Source organism: Stenotrophomonas sp. SY1, assembly GCF_021202945.1.
Classification (GTDB): domain Bacteria; phylum Pseudomonadota; class Gammaproteobacteria; order Xanthomonadales; family Xanthomonadaceae; genus Stenotrophomonas.
The window spans coordinates 1,185,164-1,205,253 of the sequence record NZ_JAJOYR010000001.1; the positions used below are offsets into that span (position 1 = coordinate 1,185,164).

At 62.2% G+C, this 20,090-nt stretch carries 12 protein-coding genes and 4 tRNA genes; 15 read left to right on the forward strand and 1 reads right to left on the reverse strand.

Annotation, left to right across the window (positions count from 1 at the left end):
- Positions 1–96 precede the first annotated feature (96 nt).
- Positions 97–2,886 carry a TonB-dependent receptor gene (locus tag LR961_RS04810; RefSeq protein WP_232147294.1) on the reverse strand — a complete coding sequence of 930 codons (2,790 nt, stop codon included), beginning with the start codon at positions 2,884–2,886 and terminating at the stop codon, positions 97–99.
- Positions 2,887–3,070: 184 nt separating this feature from the next.
- Here LR961_RS04810 and LR961_RS04815 point away from each other — a divergent pair, with 184 nt between their 5' ends.
- The 15 genes from LR961_RS04815 to rpoC all read left to right on the forward strand — a co-directional run bounded on the left by LR961_RS04815 (position 3,071) and on the right by rpoC (position 19,920).
- Entirely contained in the window at positions 3,071–4,093 is a 1,023-nt protein-coding gene (locus LR961_RS04815; protein ID WP_232147295.1) for a cyanophycinase, read from the forward strand.
- 113 nt (positions 4,094–4,206) lie between these two features.
- Positions 4,207–5,223: an isoaspartyl peptidase/L-asparaginase gene (locus LR961_RS04820; protein ID WP_232147296.1), complete on the forward strand. Its 1,017-nt coding sequence runs from the start codon at positions 4,207–4,209 to the stop codon at positions 5,221–5,223.
- Between the two features lie 169 nt (positions 5,224–5,392).
- Positions 5,393–5,478, forward strand: a tRNA-Tyr gene (locus LR961_RS04825).
- A gap of 27 nt (positions 5,479–5,505) precedes the next feature.
- A tRNA-Gly gene (locus LR961_RS04830) sits at positions 5,506–5,579 on the forward strand.
- Positions 5,580–5,616: 37 nt separating this feature from the next.
- Positions 5,617–5,692, forward strand: a tRNA-Thr gene (locus tag LR961_RS04835).
- Between the two features lie 47 nt (positions 5,693–5,739).
- Positions 5,740–6,930 (forward strand): elongation factor Tu, encoded by a 1,191-nt coding sequence (gene tuf / locus LR961_RS04840; protein ID WP_232147297.1) that lies wholly within the window; start codon positions 5,740–5,742, stop codon positions 6,928–6,930.
- Between the two features lie 105 nt (positions 6,931–7,035).
- Positions 7,036–7,111 (forward strand) — tRNA-Trp (locus LR961_RS04845).
- Between the two features lie 50 nt (positions 7,112–7,161).
- On the forward strand, positions 7,162–7,569 hold the full coding sequence (secE, locus tag LR961_RS04850; RefSeq protein ID WP_232147298.1) for a preprotein translocase subunit SecE: 408 nt from the start codon (positions 7,162–7,164) through the stop codon (positions 7,567–7,569).
- 10 nt (positions 7,570–7,579) lie between these two features.
- Entirely contained in the window at positions 7,580–8,140 is a 561-nt protein-coding gene (gene nusG / locus LR961_RS04855) for a transcription termination/antitermination protein NusG (RefSeq protein ID WP_232147299.1), read from the forward strand.
- Positions 8,141–8,342: 202 nt separating this feature from the next.
- On the forward strand, positions 8,343–8,771 hold the full coding sequence (gene rplK, locus LR961_RS04860; protein ID WP_057636147.1) for a 50S ribosomal protein L11: 429 nt from the start codon (positions 8,343–8,345) through the stop codon (positions 8,769–8,771).
- Positions 8,772–8,775: 4 nt separating this feature from the next.
- Positions 8,776–9,474, forward strand: a complete 699-nt coding sequence (gene rplA, locus LR961_RS04865; RefSeq protein ID WP_232147300.1) for a 50S ribosomal protein L1 — start codon at positions 8,776–8,778, stop codon at positions 9,472–9,474.
- Positions 9,475–10,129: 655 nt separating this feature from the next.
- Entirely contained in the window at positions 10,130–10,663 is a 534-nt protein-coding gene (gene rplJ, locus LR961_RS04870; RefSeq protein ID WP_232147301.1) for a 50S ribosomal protein L10, read from the forward strand.
- A gap of 63 nt (positions 10,664–10,726) precedes the next feature.
- A complete protein-coding gene (rplL, locus tag LR961_RS04875) occupies positions 10,727–11,092 on the forward strand; it encodes a 50S ribosomal protein L7/L12 (protein ID WP_232147302.1) in 366 nt (121 codons plus the stop codon).
- Positions 11,093–11,413: 321 nt separating this feature from the next.
- Positions 11,414–15,604 (forward strand): DNA-directed RNA polymerase subunit beta, encoded by a 4,191-nt coding sequence (gene rpoB / locus LR961_RS04880; protein ID WP_232147303.1) that lies wholly within the window; start codon positions 11,414–11,416, stop codon positions 15,602–15,604.
- Positions 15,605–15,693: 89 nt separating this feature from the next.
- Positions 15,694–19,920 carry a DNA-directed RNA polymerase subunit beta' gene (gene rpoC / locus LR961_RS04885; RefSeq protein WP_232147304.1) on the forward strand — a complete coding sequence of 1,409 codons (4,227 nt, stop codon included), beginning with the start codon at positions 15,694–15,696 and terminating at the stop codon, positions 19,918–19,920.
- Positions 19,921–20,090 lie beyond the last annotated feature (170 nt).

Genomic DNA, 20,090 nt, shown 5'->3' on the forward strand with positions numbered 1-20,090 from the left:
GAGGTCACTCCTGCGCAGTCAGTCAGCACAGGCTTTGCAAGCGTCTGCCCATTGCGCAAGAGCGCCGGCCGCGATGAATGCAGACTCCAACCCGCCTTACAACGGCTTCCCGCCAATCTTCCAGCTGACCTGCAGGTAATAGCTGCGGCCGATGCTGTCGAACCAGGAAGTGTCGTAGTACGGATAGTTGGACCACGTCCGGTCCTTGGGCGGCATCTTGTCAAACAGGTTGTTGACCGACAACGAAAGGCGCAGATGGTCGTTGATGTCGTAACGAGCCCCCGCGTTGAAGCGCCAGGTTGCGTCGGTCCATGCGTCGTTGTCGTAGTTGGCCACGCGTCCCAGGTAGTTGCCGAAGAGGCTCGCACCCCAGGCGCCCCGGTCCCAGCTCACGCCCAGGTTGCCCTTGGTGCGCGGCAACGTGGTGGCGCTGAAGCTGACGTCCAGCATGTCTTCGGTGGGATCGCCCGGATACTGCTGGCGGGTGTGGCGGTGGGTCCAGTTGTAGCTGCCGCTGAAGCTGAAATCACCGGCATTGGCGGTCTGCAGCCGGTAGTTGGCTGCCACGTCGATGCCCGAGGTTTCTTCATTGGCGATGTTGATCGGGCTGAAGTGGACGCTGGTGATGTTGCCATCGGCATCGCGGATGACGCGGGCAAGCGCATCGACGCAGGTCGGGGACGTGACATCGACGGCCGCACCGCTGTCGGTGACGCCGAGGCGGCAGTTCGCTTCGTCGATCCTGAGCTTCTCGCGGTCCTGAGTCTGCACCTGGTTCTCGATGCGGATCTTGTAGTAATCCACCGCCAGGTCGAAGTTGGCCACGGGCGACCACACAAAGCCTGCGGTGAATGACTTGCTGGTCTCCACATCCAGCTGCATGTTGCCGCTGTAAACGTCGAACGTACTGCCATCGTAGTCGCCAACGTCGTAGCAGTAGCCGTCGGTGACGCCGGGCTCGGCGCTGCGGCACTGGAAGTAGTCGGTGGCAAAGCGCGTGCGGTAGTAGTCGTTGCCTGCGAACAGGTAATGCATGTCCGGGGCGCGGAAGCCGGTGCCGTAGGAACTGCGGATCAGCAGCGTATCCAGCGGGCGCCATTCAAGGCCGGCGCTGTAAGTGAACTTGCCCGGGTCCTTGTTGCCATAGCTGTAACGGTCGTAGCGGCCAGCGAGGCTGGCGTTGAGGCTGGACAGCAGTGGCACACGCAATTCGCCAGCGGCGCTCCAGTGGTCGCGGTCACCGTCGCCATCGCCGTAACGCGGGCCGTAGTAGGCATCCTCGGTCAGCGCCAGCGGGTCGGGGTTGATGTGGTAGGACTGCTTGCCGTACTCGATGGCACCGGCGAAGCCCACATCGCCGGCAGGCATCGTGAACAGCGTGGAGTTGTCCACGGTGAAGCTCAGGTTGTCGTTCTTGGCCTTGGGCCGGAACGTGGACATGGCGGCAATGGAGGCGAACTCGGCGGTGGTCAGCGGCGTGAACAGGCGCGCTGGGTCAGCGTTGTAGATCGCATAGCCGTCATCGTCATAGCCCTGCCGTTCGCCGAGGAACAGGCGGTTGGCGGCATCGGCCTTGATCCGCGGCATCTTGACGTCGGCCTTGTACTCGGAATGGTTGTAGGCCGCCTCCCAGTTCCACGCATCGACGAAGTAGCCCTTCAGGCCGGTGGTCAGCGCCAGCGTCTTCTGCGTGGTGGTGTTCATCCGGTTTTCCAGGCCGCCCACTTCCTCCGGCGAGAACTGTCGGGACCACAGTTCATAGCGTCCCGTGGCCGCGTTGTAGAAAACCTTGTTGCGGTAGTTGTTGGTCGAGGCCGGGTCGTGGAATTCCCAGCCCATGTGGTCGCTGGCCACATCGTTGCCGTTGGTGCCGGTCAGCAGCTTCACTTTCTGATACCCCAGTTGCACATCGGCAAACCAGGACAGGCTGTCGGAGAAGCGGTACTCGAACGAACCATAGGCATTGCCGCCCTTGCGCTCGTTCTCGATGGTGCGATACGCAATGGCGCGCTCGCTGCCGCAGTACGCGCCGTAGTCGTTTTCGGCCAGCACGGTGGTGCCGTCATTGAGCTTGGACATCGCCGCGCAGTTGTCGGTTGGCGCGATGTTGAGATCCTCATCCCAGTCCATCAGCTGGGCGGTGAGCCGTGGCAGGCGACGTTCCGCGGTAGGCGCATCCAGCGTGGAGTCCTGGACGCTGCGCTCGGTTCCCCATAGCGGGCGTTTGTTGAGCAGTTCCACGCCGACGATGCCGCTGAAATTGCCCTGCTCAAAGCCCGTCGTCAGGGTCAGCTTGTGCGACTCACCACCGCCACGGCTGGTATCGCCGTAGCGGTAATCAAGAGTGGTGCCGTCGGTGGATTTCTTGAGGATGAAGTTGATGACGCCTGCCATTGCATCGGAGCCATAGACGGCCGAAGCGCTGCCGGTCAGTACTTCAACGCGCTCGATCATTCCCAGCGGAATGTTGCCGACGTCGGTGAAGTTGCTGCGGCCATTGAGCGGCAACGGGAAGTCGGCGATGCGACGGCCGTTGACCAGCACCAGCGTGTGGTTGGGGCCGAGGCCACGCAGGTCGACGGCCTGCGCGCCGGGCGTGGACTGGGCGCCGGTCGTGTTCTGCTGGCCCTGGGTGCTGCCTGCGTTCTGGCTCAGCGAACGCAGTACATCCGGTACAGACGTGAAACCGGCCGATTGAATCTGCTCGGCCGTCACCACCGTGATCGGTGCCGGGCCTTCCACTTGTGCGCGGGCAATGCGCGAGCCGGTGACTTGTACCGTATCCAGTTGCTGGGGTTGCTCTCCGGATGCGGTCTGGGCCAGGGCCGGGGCGGACATGGCCAACAGGGCCAGTTGGATCGAACACACCATTGCGTGCTTTCGCATGAATCAGCTCTCTGATGAAAGGTGTTCTGCAATATCCCGAGCCAGCGCCTTGCAAGGGCGCCGGTTGCCCCAGCAGAAGTGTGAATGGGGTCATCGCATCTAACACCTTTTTTACATCCTTGACCACTGCCGGAAAGTCTGGCAATAGGGCCGTAAGCGATTACATGCATGGGGCGGAAATGTGATGAAACGTAAGATCTCCCTGTTGGGGCAGCTGGCCCTGTTGGCGATGCTGGCCGCTGTGGCAGGGGTTGCCGTTGCCGAGGGCGCTCGTGGCGTTTCGCCGTCCGGTTATCACTATTACGAGGTCGGCGATCTCGCTGCGCAGCGTCCTGGCAAGCGCGAGGCAGCGATGCTGTTGATGGGCGGCGGCGACTTCGTGCCGGAGGCCTTCCATTGGTGGCTCGAGCGTGCCGGTCACGGCCGCGTCGTCGTTCTGCGCGCCTCCGGTGCGGACGAGCTGCAGAAGGAGATCTACCACGACATCGGTGGCGTCACTGCGGTGCAGACGCTGGTTTTCGACAACCGCAAGGCGGCCGACGACCCGGCGGTGCTGCGGGTGGTGAAAGCGGCCGACGCGATCTTCATCGCTGGTGGCGATCAGTCGCGCTACATCCGCTTCTGGAAGGGCACCGCACTCAATGACGCCCTGAACGAACATGTCCGCGCCGGCAAGCCGATTGGTGGCACAAGCGCGGGACTGGCCATTCTCGGTGCGCATGCATACGGCGCGCTTGACGGTGGCAGCGTCAATTCCCTGGCCGCGATGAATGACCCGATGGGCAGCGAAGTCACCATGGACAAGGATTTCCTGGCCATGCCCTACCTGTCGAACGTGGTCACCGATACGCACTTCGCCAAGCGTGACCGTCTCGGCCGGCTGATCGTGTTCGTGGCTCGCGCCGCGCAGGACGCTGGTCAGAGCGACATCGTCGGCATCGGTGTGGACGAGGACACGGCCTTGTGCGTCGAGGCTGACGGCCGTGGGCGCGTGCATTCGTTGAATGGTGGCTACGCCTGGCTGGTGATGCCGCAACGCACGGCTGACCGTTTGAGCAATGGCGAGCCGTTGGACTTCAGTTCCATTCCGGTGACGGGTGTGGGAACGAGTAGTCGCCTGCATCTGGAAGGCTTCAAGGTCGACAACGCGGCGTTCACCGCGGTTGCGAGCGTGGTGAACGGCGAACTGCAGCTGCGGCCGCACTAGGCGCTCGCAGGCGTCAGCATGGGAAAAGGGGCTTCGGCCCCTTTTTCGTGTGTGTCTGTTCAGGTCGGCGGATACGTGCCTAGAATCGGGACTTCATTCCGGAGTGAAGAAACATGAAGCTGACTTCCGCGGTACTGCTTGGCCTGGCGTCGTTGTCTTCTGGTGCCGTCGCGGCGGCGTCATCGCCGCTGTTGGTCATCCACGGTGGCGCCGGCGTCGAACGCAAGGACCTCAGTGCGGAAGAGGAGCAGGTCGCGCGTGCGGCATTGACCCAGGCGCTGCGCAAGGGGCATGAGGCGCTGATGGCCGGCAAGCCGGCGATGGATGCGGTTACTGCCGCCATCACCGTGCTGGAAGATGATCCGACCTTCAACGCAGGCCGTGGTGCGGTGTTCACGCACGACGGCAAGAATGAACTCGATGCCTCCTTGATGGATGGCGCAACCCTTCGCGCCGGTGCGGTGGCTGGCGTGCATACGGTGAAGAATCCAATCCTGCTGGCGCGCGCGGTGATGGAGCATTCGCCGCACGTGATGATGGTGGGGGAGGGCGCGCAGGTGTTTGCCGCCGAGCAGAAGATCGAGCTGGTCGATCCGTCCTACTTCCGCACCGACAAGCGCTGGCAGCAGCTGCAGCGTGCGCTGAGGGAGGAGGCCGGTGGCCAGGCCCATGCCGACCTGGAAACGGCCAAGCATTTCGGTACGGTCGGTGCGGTGGCGCTTGATGCCGAAGGCAAGCTGGCAGCGGGCACGTCCACTGGCGGGATGACCAACAAGCGTTACGGGCGTGTTGGCGATTCCCCGATCATCGGCGCCGGTACCTATGCCGATCCACGCTGTGCGGTGTCAGGCACCGGCTGGGGCGAGTACTACATCCGTCTGGCCGTCGCGCACGATATCTGTGCACGGATGAACTACCTGGGGCAGAGCCCAGCGCAGGCCGGTGAAGATGTCATCATCAAGCAGGTGCCCGCATTGGGTGGCGATGGCGGTGCCATCATCCTGTCGGCTGATGGCCGGGCATCCACGCCGTTCAACACCCAGGGCATGTACCGTGGCTGGATCGGTGCCGACGGTGTGCCGCATGTGGCGATATTCGCTGACGAGAAGCTGAAATTGCCGGGTGAGTGAAGTGCGTCCATTGCTTTCCACTGCGCCATCGGATATCGGGAAATGGCCGCGTGAATGATTTTCATGAAATGTGAAGATTTCTGTTGACAGCATGGGGTCTCATCACCAAAATAGCGCGCTCTCCCACCCCTGACCGGTTCGGCCAAGGTCCTTAGAAAAGGGGTGGAGCGGAGGGATACCCAAGCGGCCAACGGGGGCAGACTGTAAATCTGCTGGCTTACGCCTTCGGTGGTTCGAATCCACCTCCCTCCACCAGTTTTAATGTTGTGGCGTGTTCCCGGTGCGGGAGTAGTTCAACGGTAGAACCTCAGCCTTCCAAGCTGATGGTGCGGGTTCGATTCCCGTCTCCCGCTCCATTGAACGAAATTGAAAACATGTCATAATAGAAAACTCGCTCACGTAGCTCAGTCGGTAGAGCACCTCCTTGGTAAGGAGGAGGTCGAAGGTTCGATTCCTTTCGTGAGCACCATCTTGCTGATAGCGCCATAACCAACCTGTTACCGAGAAGAAGCAGCCATGTCCAAGGGTAAGTTCGAACGTACCAAGCCGCACGTCAACGTCGGCACCATCGGCCACGTCGACCATGGCAAGACCACGCTGACCGCCGCACTGACCAAGATCGGTGCAGAGCGTTTCGGTGGCGAGTTCAAGGACTACTCGGCGATCGACGCCGCGCCGGAAGAGAAGGCTCGTGGTATCACGATCTCGACCGCGCACGTTGAGTACGAATCGGCCAACCGTCACTACGCCCACGTGGATTGCCCGGGCCATGCTGACTACGTCAAGAACATGATCACCGGTGCTGCCCAGATGGACGGCGCGATCCTGGTGTGCTCGGCCGCTGACGGCCCGATGCCGCAGACCCGCGAGCACATCCTGCTGTCGCGTCAGGTCGGCGTGCCGTACATCGTCGTGTTCCTGAACAAGGCCGACATGGTTGACGATGCCGAGCTGCTGGAACTGGTTGAGATGGAAGTCCGCGAGCTGCTGAGCAAGTACGACTTCCCGGGCGACGACACCCCGATCGTGCACGGTTCGGCCCGTCTGGCGCTGGAAGGCGACCAGAGCGACATCGGCGTGCCGGCCATCCTGAAGCTGGTCGATGCACTGGACAGCTGGATCCCGACCCCGGAGCGTGACGTCGACAAGCCGTTCCTGATGCCGGTGGAAGACGTGTTCTCGATCTCGGGCCGCGGCACCGTGGTGACCGGTCGTATCGAGCGCGGCATCATCAAGGTGGGCGACGAAATCGAAATCGTCGGTATCCGTCCGACCCAGAAGACCACCGTCACCGGCGTGGAAATGTTCCGCAAGCTGCTGGACCAGGGTCAGGCAGGTGACAACGCCGGTCTGCTGCTGCGCGGCACCAAGCGTGACGACGTCGAGCGCGGCCAGGTTCTGGCCAAGCCGGGTTCGATCACCCCGCACACCCAGTTCGACGCCGAAGTGTACGTGCTGTCGAAGGACGAAGGCGGCCGTCACACCCCGTTCTTCAAGGGCTACCGTCCGCAGTTCTACTTCCGTACCACCGACATCACCGGCGCTTGCGAACTGCCGGAAGGCGTCGAGATGGTGATGCCGGGTGACAACGTGAAGATGTCGGTCACCCTGATCAACCCGGTGGCAATGGACGAAGGTCTGCGCTTCGCTATCCGCGAAGGCGGCCGTACCGTCGGCGCCGGCGTGGTTGCCAAGATCATCAAGTAATAAGCCTGCAGTACCAGCGGTAACAGCTGCTGGTTGCGCGAATGGCGGGCCGGGAAACCCGGTCCGCCTTCGCCGTCTAAGGGTCGTGTAATAAGTTCAAGTCATACGCCAGTAGCTCAATTGGCAGAGCAGCGGTCTCCAAAACCGCAGGTTGGGGGTTCGAGTCCCTCCTGGCGTGCCACTTGGATCTCTCTATCCAGTGACCTTGGTCGCACTAGCTACAAGAGTCGGATGAACAGCAAGATCGACCACTCCAAGTCCGCCGCTTCCGGTGGCGATATCGTCAAGTACGTCGGCGCTGCACTGCTGGTGTTGGCGGGGCTGTTTGTGTGGTTCTGGTTCTCTGCGCCGGAGCGGGCTGCCCAGCTGGGCGCTTGGGCCGGACAGCTGCGTGCTTTGGCCGTTGTCGTCGGCCTGGTTGCTGGTGGTGCCGTGTTCATGCTGACCGGCAAGGGTCACCAGACCCGCGAATTTCTTTCCGAATCCCGTTTCGAACTGCGCAAGGTCGTGTGGCCGACTCGCCAGGAAGCCATCCGCATGACCTGGGTGGTTGTCGTGGTGGTGATCGTGTTGAGCCTGCTGTTGGGTGGGTTTGACTTTGTAATCCAGAAGCTGACCCAGTGGTTCCTGGGTCGTTGAGGAGAAGACAGTGAAGCGTTGGTACGTCGTTCACGCCTATTCAGGTTTTGAGAAGTCGGTTGCGCAGGCGTTGCGTGATCGCATCGTGCGCGACGAAATGCAGGAACGTTTCGGTGACGTCCTCGTCCCCACTGAAGAAGTGGTGGAAATGCGCGCCGGCCAGAAGCGTCGGTCTGAGCGCAAGTTTTTCCCGGGCTATGTTCTGGTCCAGATCGAGACCCACGAAGAAGCTGGTATTCCGCGCATCGACAACGAAAGTTGGCACCTTGTGAAGGAAACCCCGAAGGTTATGGGCTTCATCGGTGGCACCGCTGATCGCCCGCTGCCGATTCGTGACGAAGAGGCTGCTGCCATCCTGGATCGTGTTCAGGAAGGTGTCGAAAAGCCGCGTCCGAAGGTGCTGTTCGAGCCGGGCCAGATGGTCCGCGTTACCGATGGCCCGTTCAACGACTTCAACGGTGTGGTCGAAGAGGTCAACTACGAGAAGAGCCGCCTGCGCGTTTCGGTGCTGATCTTCGGTCGTGCAACTCCGGTCGAGCTGGAGTTTGGCCAGGTCGAAAAGGCGGTCTGATCCATTGCGGCCATCCTGTTCAGGTGGCGGGCAAAAAAACTGCTAGAATTGCCGGCTCCCTGTGATGGGGCTGGATCAAAGGCTGCCGCGAGGTGGCCTTTGGTGCGATTCAAGGATTTCAAAGCGCGATGCCGGGACGCGTGATTCCCGGTCCGATGGGGAGCCTGTTGTCGCAAGGCGCTAGCACCCGGAGAGTACTCAAATGGCAAAGAAAGTTGTCGGTTACATCAAGCTGCAGGTAAAGGCCGGTCAGGCCAATCCCTCGCCGCCGGTCGGTCCTGCGCTGGGTCAGCGCGGCCTGAACATCATGGAATTCTGCAAGGCGTTCAACGCCGCCACGCAGAAGCTGGAACCGGGTCTGCCGGTGCCGGTGATCATCACGGCCTATTCGGACCGTACGTTCACCTTCATCACCAAGAGCACCCCGGCGACCACGCTGCTGAAGAAGGCCGCTGGCATCACCTCCGGCTCCAAGCGCCCGAACACCGACAAGGTGGGCAAGGTCACTCGCAAGCAGCTTGAAGAAATCTGCAAGGCGAAGGAGCCGGATCTGACGGCTGCTGACCTGGACGCCGCCGTGCGTACGATCGCGGGCTCTGCCCGTTCCATGGGCCTGGTGGTAGAGGGTTAATCTGATGGCACAGACCAAGCGTGAGAAGGCCATCAAGGCCGCCGTTGTCCCGGGCAAGGCATATGCCTTCGAAGAGGCTATCAACATCCTGAAGACCGTCACCAAGGCCAAGTTCGTCGAGTCGATCGACGTTGCTGTGCGCCTGGGCGTGGACGCGAAGAAGTCCGACCAGCAGGTGCGCGGTTCGACCGTGCTGCCGGCCGGTACCGGCAAGTCGGTCCGCGTTGCCGTGTTCGCTCCGGCCGGTGCCAAGGCTGACGAAGCCCTGGCCGCTGGCGCCGAAGCCGTTGGCATGGACGACCTGGCTGAGAAGATGCAGGCCGGCGATCTGAACTACGACGTCGTCATTGCTACCCCGGACGCGATGCGCGTTGTCGGTAAGCTGGGCACCCTGCTGGGCCCGCGCGGCCTGATGCCGAACCCGAAGGTCGGCACCGTTTCGGCCAACCCGGGCGAAGCCGTGAAGAATGCCAAGTCGGGTCAGGTGCGTTACCGCACTGACAAGGCCGGCATCATCCACTGCACCATCGGCAAGGCCAGTTTCGACAACGCCGCACTGCAGTCGAACCTGCAGGCGCTGTTGCTGGATCTGATCAAGGCCAAGCCGGCCACCTCGAAGGGCACCTACCTGCAGAAGGTTTCGGTCAGCTCGACGATGGGCCCGGGCGTCACCGTCGACCAGTCGTCGCTGACCCTGAAGTGATTCATTGAACCGCGCGCTCTCGGGCGCGCGGTTTTGTCAATGCATCACCCCTGCGCAGGCGGGGCGCTTCCGGGCTCTTGAGCGCTGAAGCGACAAGCAACAAACGCAACAACATCGTGGAAGCAGCATCCAGGCAAAGGCTCTCGAGCCGCCCGATCAGGCTTCAACGAAACAGGTAACAGCAGCGTCATCCGAAAGGACGGCGCTGGACATTTGAAGGCGCCGTGCTGGTTCGTCCAGCCCGGTTAGCCGTCAAAGACCGCAGGCGCGGTCAGCGCATACCGGCGACGGGCACGGAAGCTCGATCTGGCAAGGAGTCGCCGCCGGCATAGCGGGATCGCTTAATCGATTCTTCGCCGAATCAACCTGCGTAGATGGTGACGCCCTTCTGGAGTTTTCTGGTTTAACGCACGTCTGGGGTTACCCAGGTTGGCCCACTCCAGGTCTAGAACGGCCACCACCGGAGCATCAGCCCGATGCTCCCGGCGTCCAGGACGGATGCCGCCTTGGACCGTAAGCGGCAAGGAGCCGTGAACGGAGTTTGTTTGAAGCAGGGATTTGAGGTTCGGTATTGGAGATTGGCAAGAGCGGCGCTGTCGCTACTGGTCAACCCCGAATCACCCATCCCCGATCCCCGCTTTAACGGAGGAGTGCAATGGCTCTCAATCTGTCCCAGAAGCAAGAAGTAGTCGCCGAACTGGCAGACGTCGCCGCCAAGGCTCACTCCTTGATCGCAGCCGAATACGCTGGCACCACGGTCGCTCAAATGACCGCGATGCGTAAGCAGGCCCGCGAAACCGGCGTTTTCTTGAAAGTTGTCAAGAACACGCTGGCCGCGCGCGCCGTTGAAGGCACCGATTTCGCAGTCGCAAAGGACCAGATGACCGGTCCGCTGCTGTATGCGTTTTCGCTTGAGGAGCCCGGCGCAGCCGGTCGCCTGATCAAGGATGCAGCAAAGGGCAACGACAAGCTGAAGGCGAAGGTCGTGGCAATCGGCGGGGAAATCTTCCCGGCCAGCCACGTCGAAGTGCTGGCATCGCTGCCGACCCGTGATCAGGCCCTGGCCATGCTGGCCCGCGTCCTGACCGAGCCGGTGACCATGTTCGCCCGCGCCATCAAGGCTGTCGGTGAAAAGCAGGATGGTGGTGCAGCTGCTGAAGCTGCCGAGCCGGCCGCTGAAACCGCCTAAGTTCGACGTCTTAGTGGTTCTGCAAAGAACCTCATCCCAGAATATTTTCAAAAGGTAATCAAAATGTCCCTTACCAACGAACAGATCGTCGACGCTATCGCCGAGAAGTCCCTGATGGAAGTGATGGAGCTGGTCAAGGCCATCGAAGAGAAGTTCGGCGTTTCCGCCGCTGCCCCGGTTGCCGTTGCTGTTGCCGGCCCGGCTGCTGTGGTTGAAGAGCAGACCGAATTCAACGTCATCCTGAAGGATGCCGGCGCCAAGAAGGTCGAAGTGATTAAGGCCGTTCGCGCCATCACCGGCCTGGGCCTGAAGGAAGCGAAGGATCTGGCCGAAGCCGGTGGCGTCGTGAAGGAAGGCGCTTCGAAGGAAGACGCCGACAAGTTCAAGAAGGAACTGGAAGCCGCCGGCGCGACCGTCGAGCTGAAGTAATCAGTTCCCTTGCATCGCTACCGATACGCGGCGATGCAGCCAAGGCTGGGGGTGTAAACCCCCGGCCTTTGGTCGTTGTTGCGCCGAACCCGGTTCGGTTGTGGCAAGCGCGGTAACTAAAGCCCAACACGGGCTGCGGTCAAACCCTGGTCAGTCAGCGCGAGGCGCGGCGGCGGGGGAGTGGATGCAGACGAGTTGGCAGTTGGAAGTAGCAATAGAAGGCGTGCTGGTGCCGGCAATACCAGCGACTTCCAACTGACAATTTAAAAGTTCCCTTCCGGGTCGTGGACGCACGGCCTGCACAACAAGGTGGAAGATCTCATGACGTCCTATTCGTACACCGAAAAAAAGCGCATCCGCAAGGATTTCGGCAAGCAGCGCTCGATCCTCGAGGTGCCGTTCCTGCTCGCCATTCAGGTTGACTCGTACCGCGAGTTCCTGCAGGAAAACATCGATCCGGCCAAGCGTTCGGACCACGGCCTGCACGCTGCTCTGAAGTCGGTGTTCCCGATTTCCAGCTACAGCGGCAACGCAGCCCTGGAATATGTCGGTTACAAGCTGGGCGATCCGGTGTTCGACGAGCGCGAATGCCGCCAGCGTGGCATGAGCTACGGCGCGCCGCTGCGCGTGACTGTTCGCCTGGTCATCTATGACCGCGAGTCGTCCACCAAGGCGATCAAGTACGTGAAGGAGCAGGAGGTCTATCTGGGTGAAATCCCGCTGATGACCGACAACGGCACCTTCATCGTCAACGGTACCGAGCGCGTCATCGTGTCGCAGCTGCACCGTTCGCCGGGCGTGTTCTTCGACCACGACCGTGGCAAGACCCACAGCTCGGGCAAGCTGCTGTACAGCGCCCGCATCATTCCTTACCGCGGTTCCTGGCTGGACTTCGAGTTCGACCCGAAGGACGCGCTGTTCACCCGTATCGACCGTCGCCGCAAGCTGCCGGTGTCGATCCTGCTGCGCGCGCTCGGTTACAACAACGAAGAGATGCTGGCCGAGTTCTTCGAGGTCAACACCTTCCACATCAACCCGGACGAAGGCGTGCAGCTGGAGCTGGTGCCGGAGCGTCTGCGTGGTGAAACGCTGGGCTTCGACCTGGCCGACGGTGACAAGGTCATCGTGGAAGCCGGCAAGCGCATCACCGCGCGTCACGTCAAGCAGCTGCAGGCTTCGGGCATTGCTGCCCTTGCCGTGCCGGACGACTACCTGGTCGGCCGCATCCTGTCGCACGACGTGGTTGATGCCAACACCGGTGAGCTGCTGGCCCAGGCCAACGACGAAATCACCGACGAGCAGCTGCAGAACTTCCGCAAGGCGGGCGTTGATGCGGTCGGCACCCTGTGGGTGAACGACCTGGATCGCGGTGCTTATCTGTCCAACACCCTGCGCATCGATCCGACCAAGACGCAGCTTGAAGCGCTGGTCGAAATCTACCGCATGATGCGTCCGGGCGAGCCGCCGACCAAGGACGCCGCGCAGAACCTGTTCCACAACCTGTTCTTCACCTTCGAGCGTTACGACCTGTCCACGGTCGGCCGCATGAAGTTCAACCGTCGTGTCGGCCGCAAGGAAGTCACCGGCGAAGCCGTGCTGTACGACCAGAAGTACTTCGGCGAGCGTAACGACGAAGAGTCCAAGCGCCTGGTCGCCGCTCACGGCGAAGGCTCCGACATTCTGGACGTGATCAAGGTCCTGACCGAGATCCGCAACGGCCGTGGCGTGGTTGACGATATCGACCACCTGGGCAACCGTCGCGTGCGTTCGGTCGGCGAAATGGCCGAGAACGTGTTCCGCGTGGGCCTGGTCCGCGTCGAGCGCGCGGTCAAGGAGCGCCTGTCGATGGCCGAGTCGGAAGGCTTGACCCCGCAGGAGCTGATCAACGCCAAGCCGGTCGCCGCTGCCATCAAGGAGTTCTTCGGCTCCTCGCAGCTGTCGCAGTTCATGGACCAGAACAACCCGCTGTCGGAAGTGACGCACAAGCGCCGTGTTTCCGCACTGGGCCCGGGTGGTCTGACCCGCGAGCGTGCCGGCTTCGAAGTGCGCGACGTGCACCCGACCCATTACGGCCGCGTCTGCACCATCGAAACGCCGGAAGGCCCGAACATCGGCCTGATCAACTCGCTGGCCGTGTTCGCACGCACCAACAAGTACGGCTTCCTGGAAACCCCGTACCGCAAGGTGCTGGACGGCAAGGTCACCGACGACGTCGAGTACCTGTCGGCCATCGAGGAGAACGAGTACGTCATCGCCCAGGCCAACGCCCTGACCGATGCCAAGAACATGCTCACCGAGCAGTTCGTGCCGTGCCGTTACCAGGGTGAGTCGCTGCTCAAGCCGCCGGCAGAAGTCCACTTCATGGACGTCTCGCCGATGCAGACCGTGTCCGTGGCTGCGGCGCTGGTTCCGTTCCTGGAGCACGATGACGCAAACCGCGCACTGATGGGCGCCAACATGCAGCGTCAGGCCGTGCCGACCCTGCGTGCGCAGAAGCCGCTGGTGGGTACCGGTATCGAGCGCGCCGTGGCGCGTGACTCGGGTGTGACCGTGAACGCCCGTCGTGGCGGTGACATCGTGCAGATCGACGCTGGCCGCATTGTGGTCAAGGTCAACGAGAACGAGATCACCGACGCCGCAGATGCCGGCGTGGATATCTACAACCTGATCAAGTACACCCGTTCGAACCAGAACACCTGCATCAACCAGCGTCCGCTGGTGAACGTGGGTGACGTGATCGCGCGCGGCGACGTGCTGGCTGACGGCCCGTCCACCGACATCGGTGAGCTGGCTCTGGGCCAGAACATGCTGATCGCGTTCATGCCGTGGAACGGCTACAACTTCGAAGACTCCATCCTGCTCTCCGAGCGCGTGGTGGAAGAGGATCGTTACACCACGATCCACATCGAAGAACTGACCTGCGTTGCGCGTGACACCAAGCTGGGGCCGGAGGAAATCTCCGCCGACATCCCGAACGTGTCCGAGCAGGCGCTGAACCGTCTGGACGAATCCGGCGTGGTGTACATCGGTGCGGAAGTGCGCGCCGGCGACATCATGGTCGGCAAGGTGACGCCGAAGGGCGAAAGCCAGCTGACCCCGGAAGAGAAGCTGCTGCGCGCCATCTTCGGTGAGAAGGCTTCGGACGTTAAGGACAGCTCGCTGCGCGTTCCGCCGGGCATGGACGGCACCGTCATCGACGTGCAGGTCTTCACCCGCGACGGCATCGAGAAGGACAAGCGTGCGCGTCAGATCGAAGAATCTGAAATCAAGCGCGTCAAGAAGGACTTCGACGACCAGTTCCGCATCCTGGAAGCGGCCATCTACGCACGTCTGCGTTCGCAGATCGTGGGCAAGGTAGCCAACGGCGGTGCCAACCTGAAGAAGGGCGACACCGTTTCCGACGCGCTGCTGGACGGCCTGAAGAAGTCCGACTGGTTCACCCTGCGCATGAAGGATGACGACGCAGCCGAAGCCATCGAACGTGCCCAGATGCAGATCCAGGCACACGAGAAGGAATTCGAGCGTCGCTTCGCCGACAAGCGTGGCAAGATCACCCAGGGCGACGATCTGGCACCGGGCGTGCTGAAGATGGTCAAGGTGTTCCTGGCCGTGAAGCGCCGCATCCAGCCGGGCGACAAGATGGCTGGTCGCCACGGCAACAAGGGTGTGGTTTCCAACGTCGTGCCGGTCGAGGACATGCCGTACATGGCCGATGGCACCACGGTGGACATCTGCTTGAACCCGCTGGGCGTGCCGTCGCGTATGAACATCGGCCAGATCCTGGAAGTGCACCTTGGCTGGGCCGCAAAGGGCCTGGGCAAGCGCATCCAGCGCATGCTGGAGCAGCAGCGCGCTGTCAGCGAACTGCGTGAGTTCCTGGGCAAGATCTACAACCACGACTCGGCCCTGGCCGGTGATCGCGTGGATCTGAGCCAGTTCAGCGACGAAGAGCTGCTCGGCCTGGCCAAGAACCTGACCGATGGCGTGCCGATGGCAACCCCGGTGTTCGACGGTGCCCACGAGGAAGAGATCCGGGTCATGCTGAATCTCGCCTACCCGGACGGTGCTCCGGAAACCGAAGTGCTCGGCTTCAACGCAAGCAAGACGCAGATGCAGCTGTATGACGGCCGCACCGGCGAGGCGTTCGACCGCCAGACCACCGTTGGCTACATGCACTACCTGAAGCTGAACCACCTGGTCGACGACAAGATGCACGCCCGTTCGACCGGTCCGTACTCGCTCGTCACCCAGCAGCCGCTGGGCGGCAAGGCGCAGTTCGGCGGTCAGCGCTTCGGTGAAATGGAAGTCTGGGCACTGGAAGCCTACGGCGCGGCCTACACCCTGCAGGAAATGCTGACGGTGAAGTCCGATGACGTGCAGGGCCGTAACCAGATGTACAAGAACATCGTCGACGGTGAGCACGAGATGGTCGCGGGCATGCCGGAATCCTTCAACGTGTTGGTGAAGGAAATCCGCTCGCTGGCCATCAACATGGAACTGGAAGACAACTGATCGCGCAGGCGCTGGTGCAGTGATGCACCAGCGCCGCCAGCAGTGACCGACAGCCCATCGACAAAGAATTCCTCCTTTCGGAGAACACCATGAAAGACCTGCTCAACCTCTTCAACCAGCAGCGCCAGACGCTGGACTTCGACGCGATCAAGATCGCGCTGGCCTCGCCGGACCTGATCCGCTCGTGGTCCTTCGGCGAAGTGAAGAAGCCGGAAACCATCAACTACCGTACCTTCAAGCCGGAGCGTGACGGCCTGTTCTGTGCCGCCATCTTCGGCCCGGTCAAGGACTACGAGTGCCTGTGCGGCAAGTACAAGCGCATGAAGCACCGCGGCGTGGTCTGCGAAAAGTGCGGCACCGAAGTGACCCTGGCCAAGGTGCGTCGTGAGCGCATGGGCCACATCGACCTGGCATCGCCGGTCGCGCACATCTGGTTCCTCAAGTCGCTGCCGTCGCGCATCGGCCTGATGCTGGACATGACCCTGCGTGACATCGAGCGCGTGCTGTACTTCGAAGCCTACGTGGTGACCGAGCCGGGCCTGACCGCCCTGGAGCGCCGCCAGCTGCTGACCGAAGAACAGTACCTGCAGGCCCGCCAGGAGCACGGCGACGACTTCGACGCCGCCATGGGTGCCGAGGCCGTTTACGAACTGCTGCGCACCATCGACCTGCAGGCCGAAATGGTGAAGCTGCGCGAGGAAATCGCCTCGACCGGTTCGGAAACCAAGCTCAAGCGTCTGACCAAGCGCATCAAGCTGGTCGAAGCCTTCCTGGAGTCGGGCAACCGTCCGGAGTGGATGGTGATGACCGTGCTGCCGGTGCTGCCGCCGGACCTGCGTCCGCTGGTTCCGCTGGACGGTGGCCGCTTCGCGACCTCGGATCTGAACGATCTGTACCGCCGCGTCATCAACCGCAACAACCGTCTGCGCCGCCTGCTGGAGCTCAACGCTCCGGACATCATCGTGCGCAACGAAAAGCGCATGCTGCAGGAATCGGTTGACGCCCTGCTGGACAACGGCCGTCGTGGCCGTGCCATCACCGGCACCAACAAGCGCCCGCTCAAGTCGCTGGCCGACATGATCAAGGGCAAGCAGGGTCGCTTCCGTCAGAACCTGCTGGGCAAGCGCGTGGACTACTCCGGCCGTTCGGTGATCACCGTCGGTCCGTACCTCAAGCTGCACCAGTGCGGCCTGCCGAAGAAGATGGCGCTGGAACTGTTCAAGCCGTTCGTCTTCGCCAAGCTGCAGCGTCGTGGCCTGGCGACCACCATCAAGGCCGCCAAGAAGCTGGTCGAGCGTGAAGAAGGTGAAGTCTGGGACGTCCTGGAAGAAGTCATCCGCGAGCATCCGGTGCTGCTGAACCGCGCACCGACCCTGCACCGTCTGGGCATCCAGGCGTTCGAACCGCTGTTGATCGAAGGCAAGGCCATCCAGCTGCACCCGCTGGTCTGTACTGCGTTCAACGCCGACTTCGACGGTGACCAGATGGCCGTCCACGTACCGCTCTCGCTGGAAGCCCAGCTGGAAGCGCGTGCGCTGATGATGTCCACCAACAACATCCTGTCGCCGGCCAACGGCGAGCCGATCATCGTGCCGTCGCAGGACGTGGTGTTGGGCCTGTACTACATGAGCCGCTCGCTGGTGAACAAGAAGGGCGAGGGCATGGTCTTCGCCAACACCGACGAAGTGAAGCGCGCCTATGACAACCGTCTGGTCGAGCTGCACGCCCGCGTCAAGGTGCGTATCACCCAGGTCGAGCGCGACGAGGAAGGCAACAAGGTCACCAAGACCTCGATCCAGGACACGACCGTTGGCCGTGCGCTGCTGAGCGAGATCATGCCCGAAGGCCTGCCGTTCGAGCTGTGCAACACCGAGATGACCAAGAAGAACATCTCGCGCCTGATCAACCAGAGCTACCGTCTGCTTGGCCTGAAGGACACCGTGGTGTTCGCCGACAAGCTGATGTACACCGGTTACGCCTACGCAACCCGCGCCGGCGTGTCGATCGGTATCGACGACATGCTGATCCCGTCGGAGAAGAAGGGCATCCTGGGCGAAGCTGAAGCCGAAGTGCTGGAAATCCAGGAGCAGTACCAGTCCGGCCTGGTCACCGCCGGCGAGCGCTACAACAAGGTGGTCGACATCTGGTCGCGCACCAATGAGCGCATCGCCAAGGCGATGATGGAAACCATCGGTACCGAAAAGGTCGTGGGCAGCGACGGTGAGCTGGTCGACCAGAAGTCGATGAACTCGCTGTACATCATGGCCGACTCCGGTGCGCGTGGTAGCCAGGCGCAGATCCGTCAGCTGGCCGGTATGCGTGGCCTGATGGCGCGTCCGGATGGCTCGATCATCGAGACGCCGATTAAGGCGAACTTCCGTGAAGGCCTGAACGTGCAGGAGTACTTCAACTCCACCCACGGTGCCCGTAAGGGTCTGGCCGATACCGCGCTGAAGACGGCGAACTCGGGTTACCTGACCCGTCGTCTGGTCGACGTGGCACAGGACGTGGTGATCACCGAAGTCGATTGCGGCACCACGCAGGGCCTGACCATGACTCCGATCGTGGAAGGCGGCGACGTGGTCGAGCCGTTGAAGGATCGCGTGCTGGGTCGCGTGGTTGCCGAGGACGTGTTCCTGCCGGGCAACGACGAAGATCCGATCGTCACCCGCAACACGCTGCTCGACGAGCAGTGGGTGGCCAAGCTGGAAGATGCCGGCGTGCAGACCATCCAGGTCCGCTCGACCATCACCTGCGAATCGTCCTTCGGCGTCTGCGGCCGCTGCTACGGCCGCGATCTGGCCCGTGGCCACATCGTCAACATCGGTGAAGCGGTCGGCGTCATCGCCGCACAGTCGATCGGTGAGCCGGGTACCCAGCTGACCATGCGTACGTTCCACATCGGTGGTGCGGCATCGCGTGCGGCTGCGGTGGACAACATCACCGTCAAGACCACCGGTTCGGTGAAGTTCTCCAACCTCAAGCACGTCGAGCAGGTCAGCGGTGCGCTGGTGGCGGTGTCGCGTTCGGGCGAAATGTCGGTCCTGGACCCGCATGGCCGTGAGCGTGAGCGCTACAAGCTGCCGTACGGCGCGACCATCACCGTCAAGGACGGTGCCGAGGTCAAGGCTGGCCAGACCGTGGCCAACTGGGATCCGCATAACCACCCGATCGTGTCGGAAGTGGCCGGTTTCGTGCGCTTCATCGACTTCATCGATGGCATCACCGTCATCGAGAAGACCGACGAACTGACCGGCCTGGCATCGCGTGAAATCACCGATCCGAAGCGTCGTGGTTCGCAGGCCAAGGATCTGCGTCCGCTGGTCCGCATCGTCGATGGCAAGGGCAATGACCTGACCATCCCGGGCACCGACCTGCCGGCACAGTACCTGCTGCCGCCGCGTTCGATCGTCAACCTGCAGGATGGCGCCCCGGTGGGCGTGGGCGACGTGGTCGCCAAGATCCCGCAGGAAGCATCGAAGACCCGTGACATCACCGGTGGTCTGCCGCGCGTGGCCGACTTGTTCGAAGCACGCAAGCCGAAGGATCCGGCGATCCTGGCCGAGCGTTCGGGCATCATCAGCTTCGGCAAGGACACCAAGGGCAAGCAGCGCCTGATCATCAAGGACACCGATGGTTCCGAGCACGAAGAGCTGATTCCGAAGTACCGTCAGATCATCGTGTTCGAAGGTGAACACGTGACCCGCGGTGAAACCGTGGTGGACGGCGAGCCGAGCCCGCAGGACATCCTGCGCCTGAAGGGCGTGGAAGAGCTGGCGCGCTACCTGGTCAAGGAAATCCAGGACGTGTACCGCCTGCAGGGCGTGAAGATCAACGACAAGCACATCGAAGTGATCTCGCGTCAGATGCTGCGCAAGGTTGAAATCACCGATCAGGGCAGCAGCAAGTTCCTGAACGGCGAACAGGCTGAACGTCAGCGCGTGATCGAGGAGAATGCCAAGCTGGTTGCCCGCAACGAGCTGCCGGCGCAGTTCGATCCGGTGCTGCTGGGCATCACCAAGGCGTCGCTGGCGACCGAGTCGTTCATCTCGGCCGCATCGTTCCAGGAAACCACCCGCGTGCTGACCGAGGCTGCCGTGCGCGGTACCTCCGACAACCTGCGCGGCCTGAAGGAAAACGTGATCGTCGGCCGCCTGATTCCGGCGGGTACCGGTCTTGCGTACCACACCAAGCGCCGTCGCGGCGCCTCCGGCCTGACCGAGTCGGAGATCGAAACCCTGGCCGGTACGGCTGCGGTGGTCGAGTCGGAGGTTGCGGCACCGGAAGCTGAACAGGCTGCTGGTGGCGAAGAGTAATAGTTAGATTCGCCGGTCCGTTCGCGGGCCGGCGGTTCGACCTGAACGGGGTGCACGGAGGCCCCCCTGTAACGGCTCTGGATCAGGGCTGGCCTGGAGGGTGCGCAATTGACCGCGTACTTGACAGGTTGCTACAATCGTCTGTCTCAGCAGGCCAAAAATTTGGCCTG

What these genes read in the sequence shown, in the direction of transcription:
- rpoB (WP_232147303.1), top strand. Translation starts at nt 11,414, where the DNA reads ATGACGTCCTATTCGTACACCGAAAAAAAGCGCATCCGCAAGGATTTC.
- rplK (WP_057636147.1), top strand. Translation starts at nt 8,343, where the DNA reads ATGGCAAAGAAAGTTGTCGGTTACATCAAGCTGCAGGTAAAGGCCGGT.
- secE (WP_232147298.1), top strand. Translation starts at nt 7,162, where the DNA reads ATGAACAGCAAGATCGACCACTCCAAGTCCGCCGCTTCCGGTGGCGAT.
- LR961_RS04820 (WP_232147296.1), top strand. Translation starts at nt 4,207, where the DNA reads ATGAAGCTGACTTCCGCGGTACTGCTTGGCCTGGCGTCGTTGTCTTCT.
- tuf (WP_232147297.1), top strand. Translation starts at nt 5,740, where the DNA reads ATGTCCAAGGGTAAGTTCGAACGTACCAAGCCGCACGTCAACGTCGGC.
- rpoC (WP_232147304.1), top strand. Translation starts at nt 15,694, where the DNA reads ATGAAAGACCTGCTCAACCTCTTCAACCAGCAGCGCCAGACGCTGGAC.
- LR961_RS04815 (WP_232147295.1), top strand. Translation starts at nt 3,071, where the DNA reads ATGAAACGTAAGATCTCCCTGTTGGGGCAGCTGGCCCTGTTGGCGATG.
- rplA (WP_232147300.1), top strand. Translation starts at nt 8,776, where the DNA reads ATGGCACAGACCAAGCGTGAGAAGGCCATCAAGGCCGCCGTTGTCCCG.
- LR961_RS04810 (WP_232147294.1), bottom strand. Translation starts at nt 2,886, where the DNA reads ATGCGAAAGCACGCAATGGTGTGTTCGATCCAACTGGCCCTGTTGGCC.
- rplL (WP_232147302.1), top strand. Translation starts at nt 10,727, where the DNA reads ATGTCCCTTACCAACGAACAGATCGTCGACGCTATCGCCGAGAAGTCC.
- rplJ (WP_232147301.1), top strand. Translation starts at nt 10,130, where the DNA reads ATGGCTCTCAATCTGTCCCAGAAGCAAGAAGTAGTCGCCGAACTGGCA.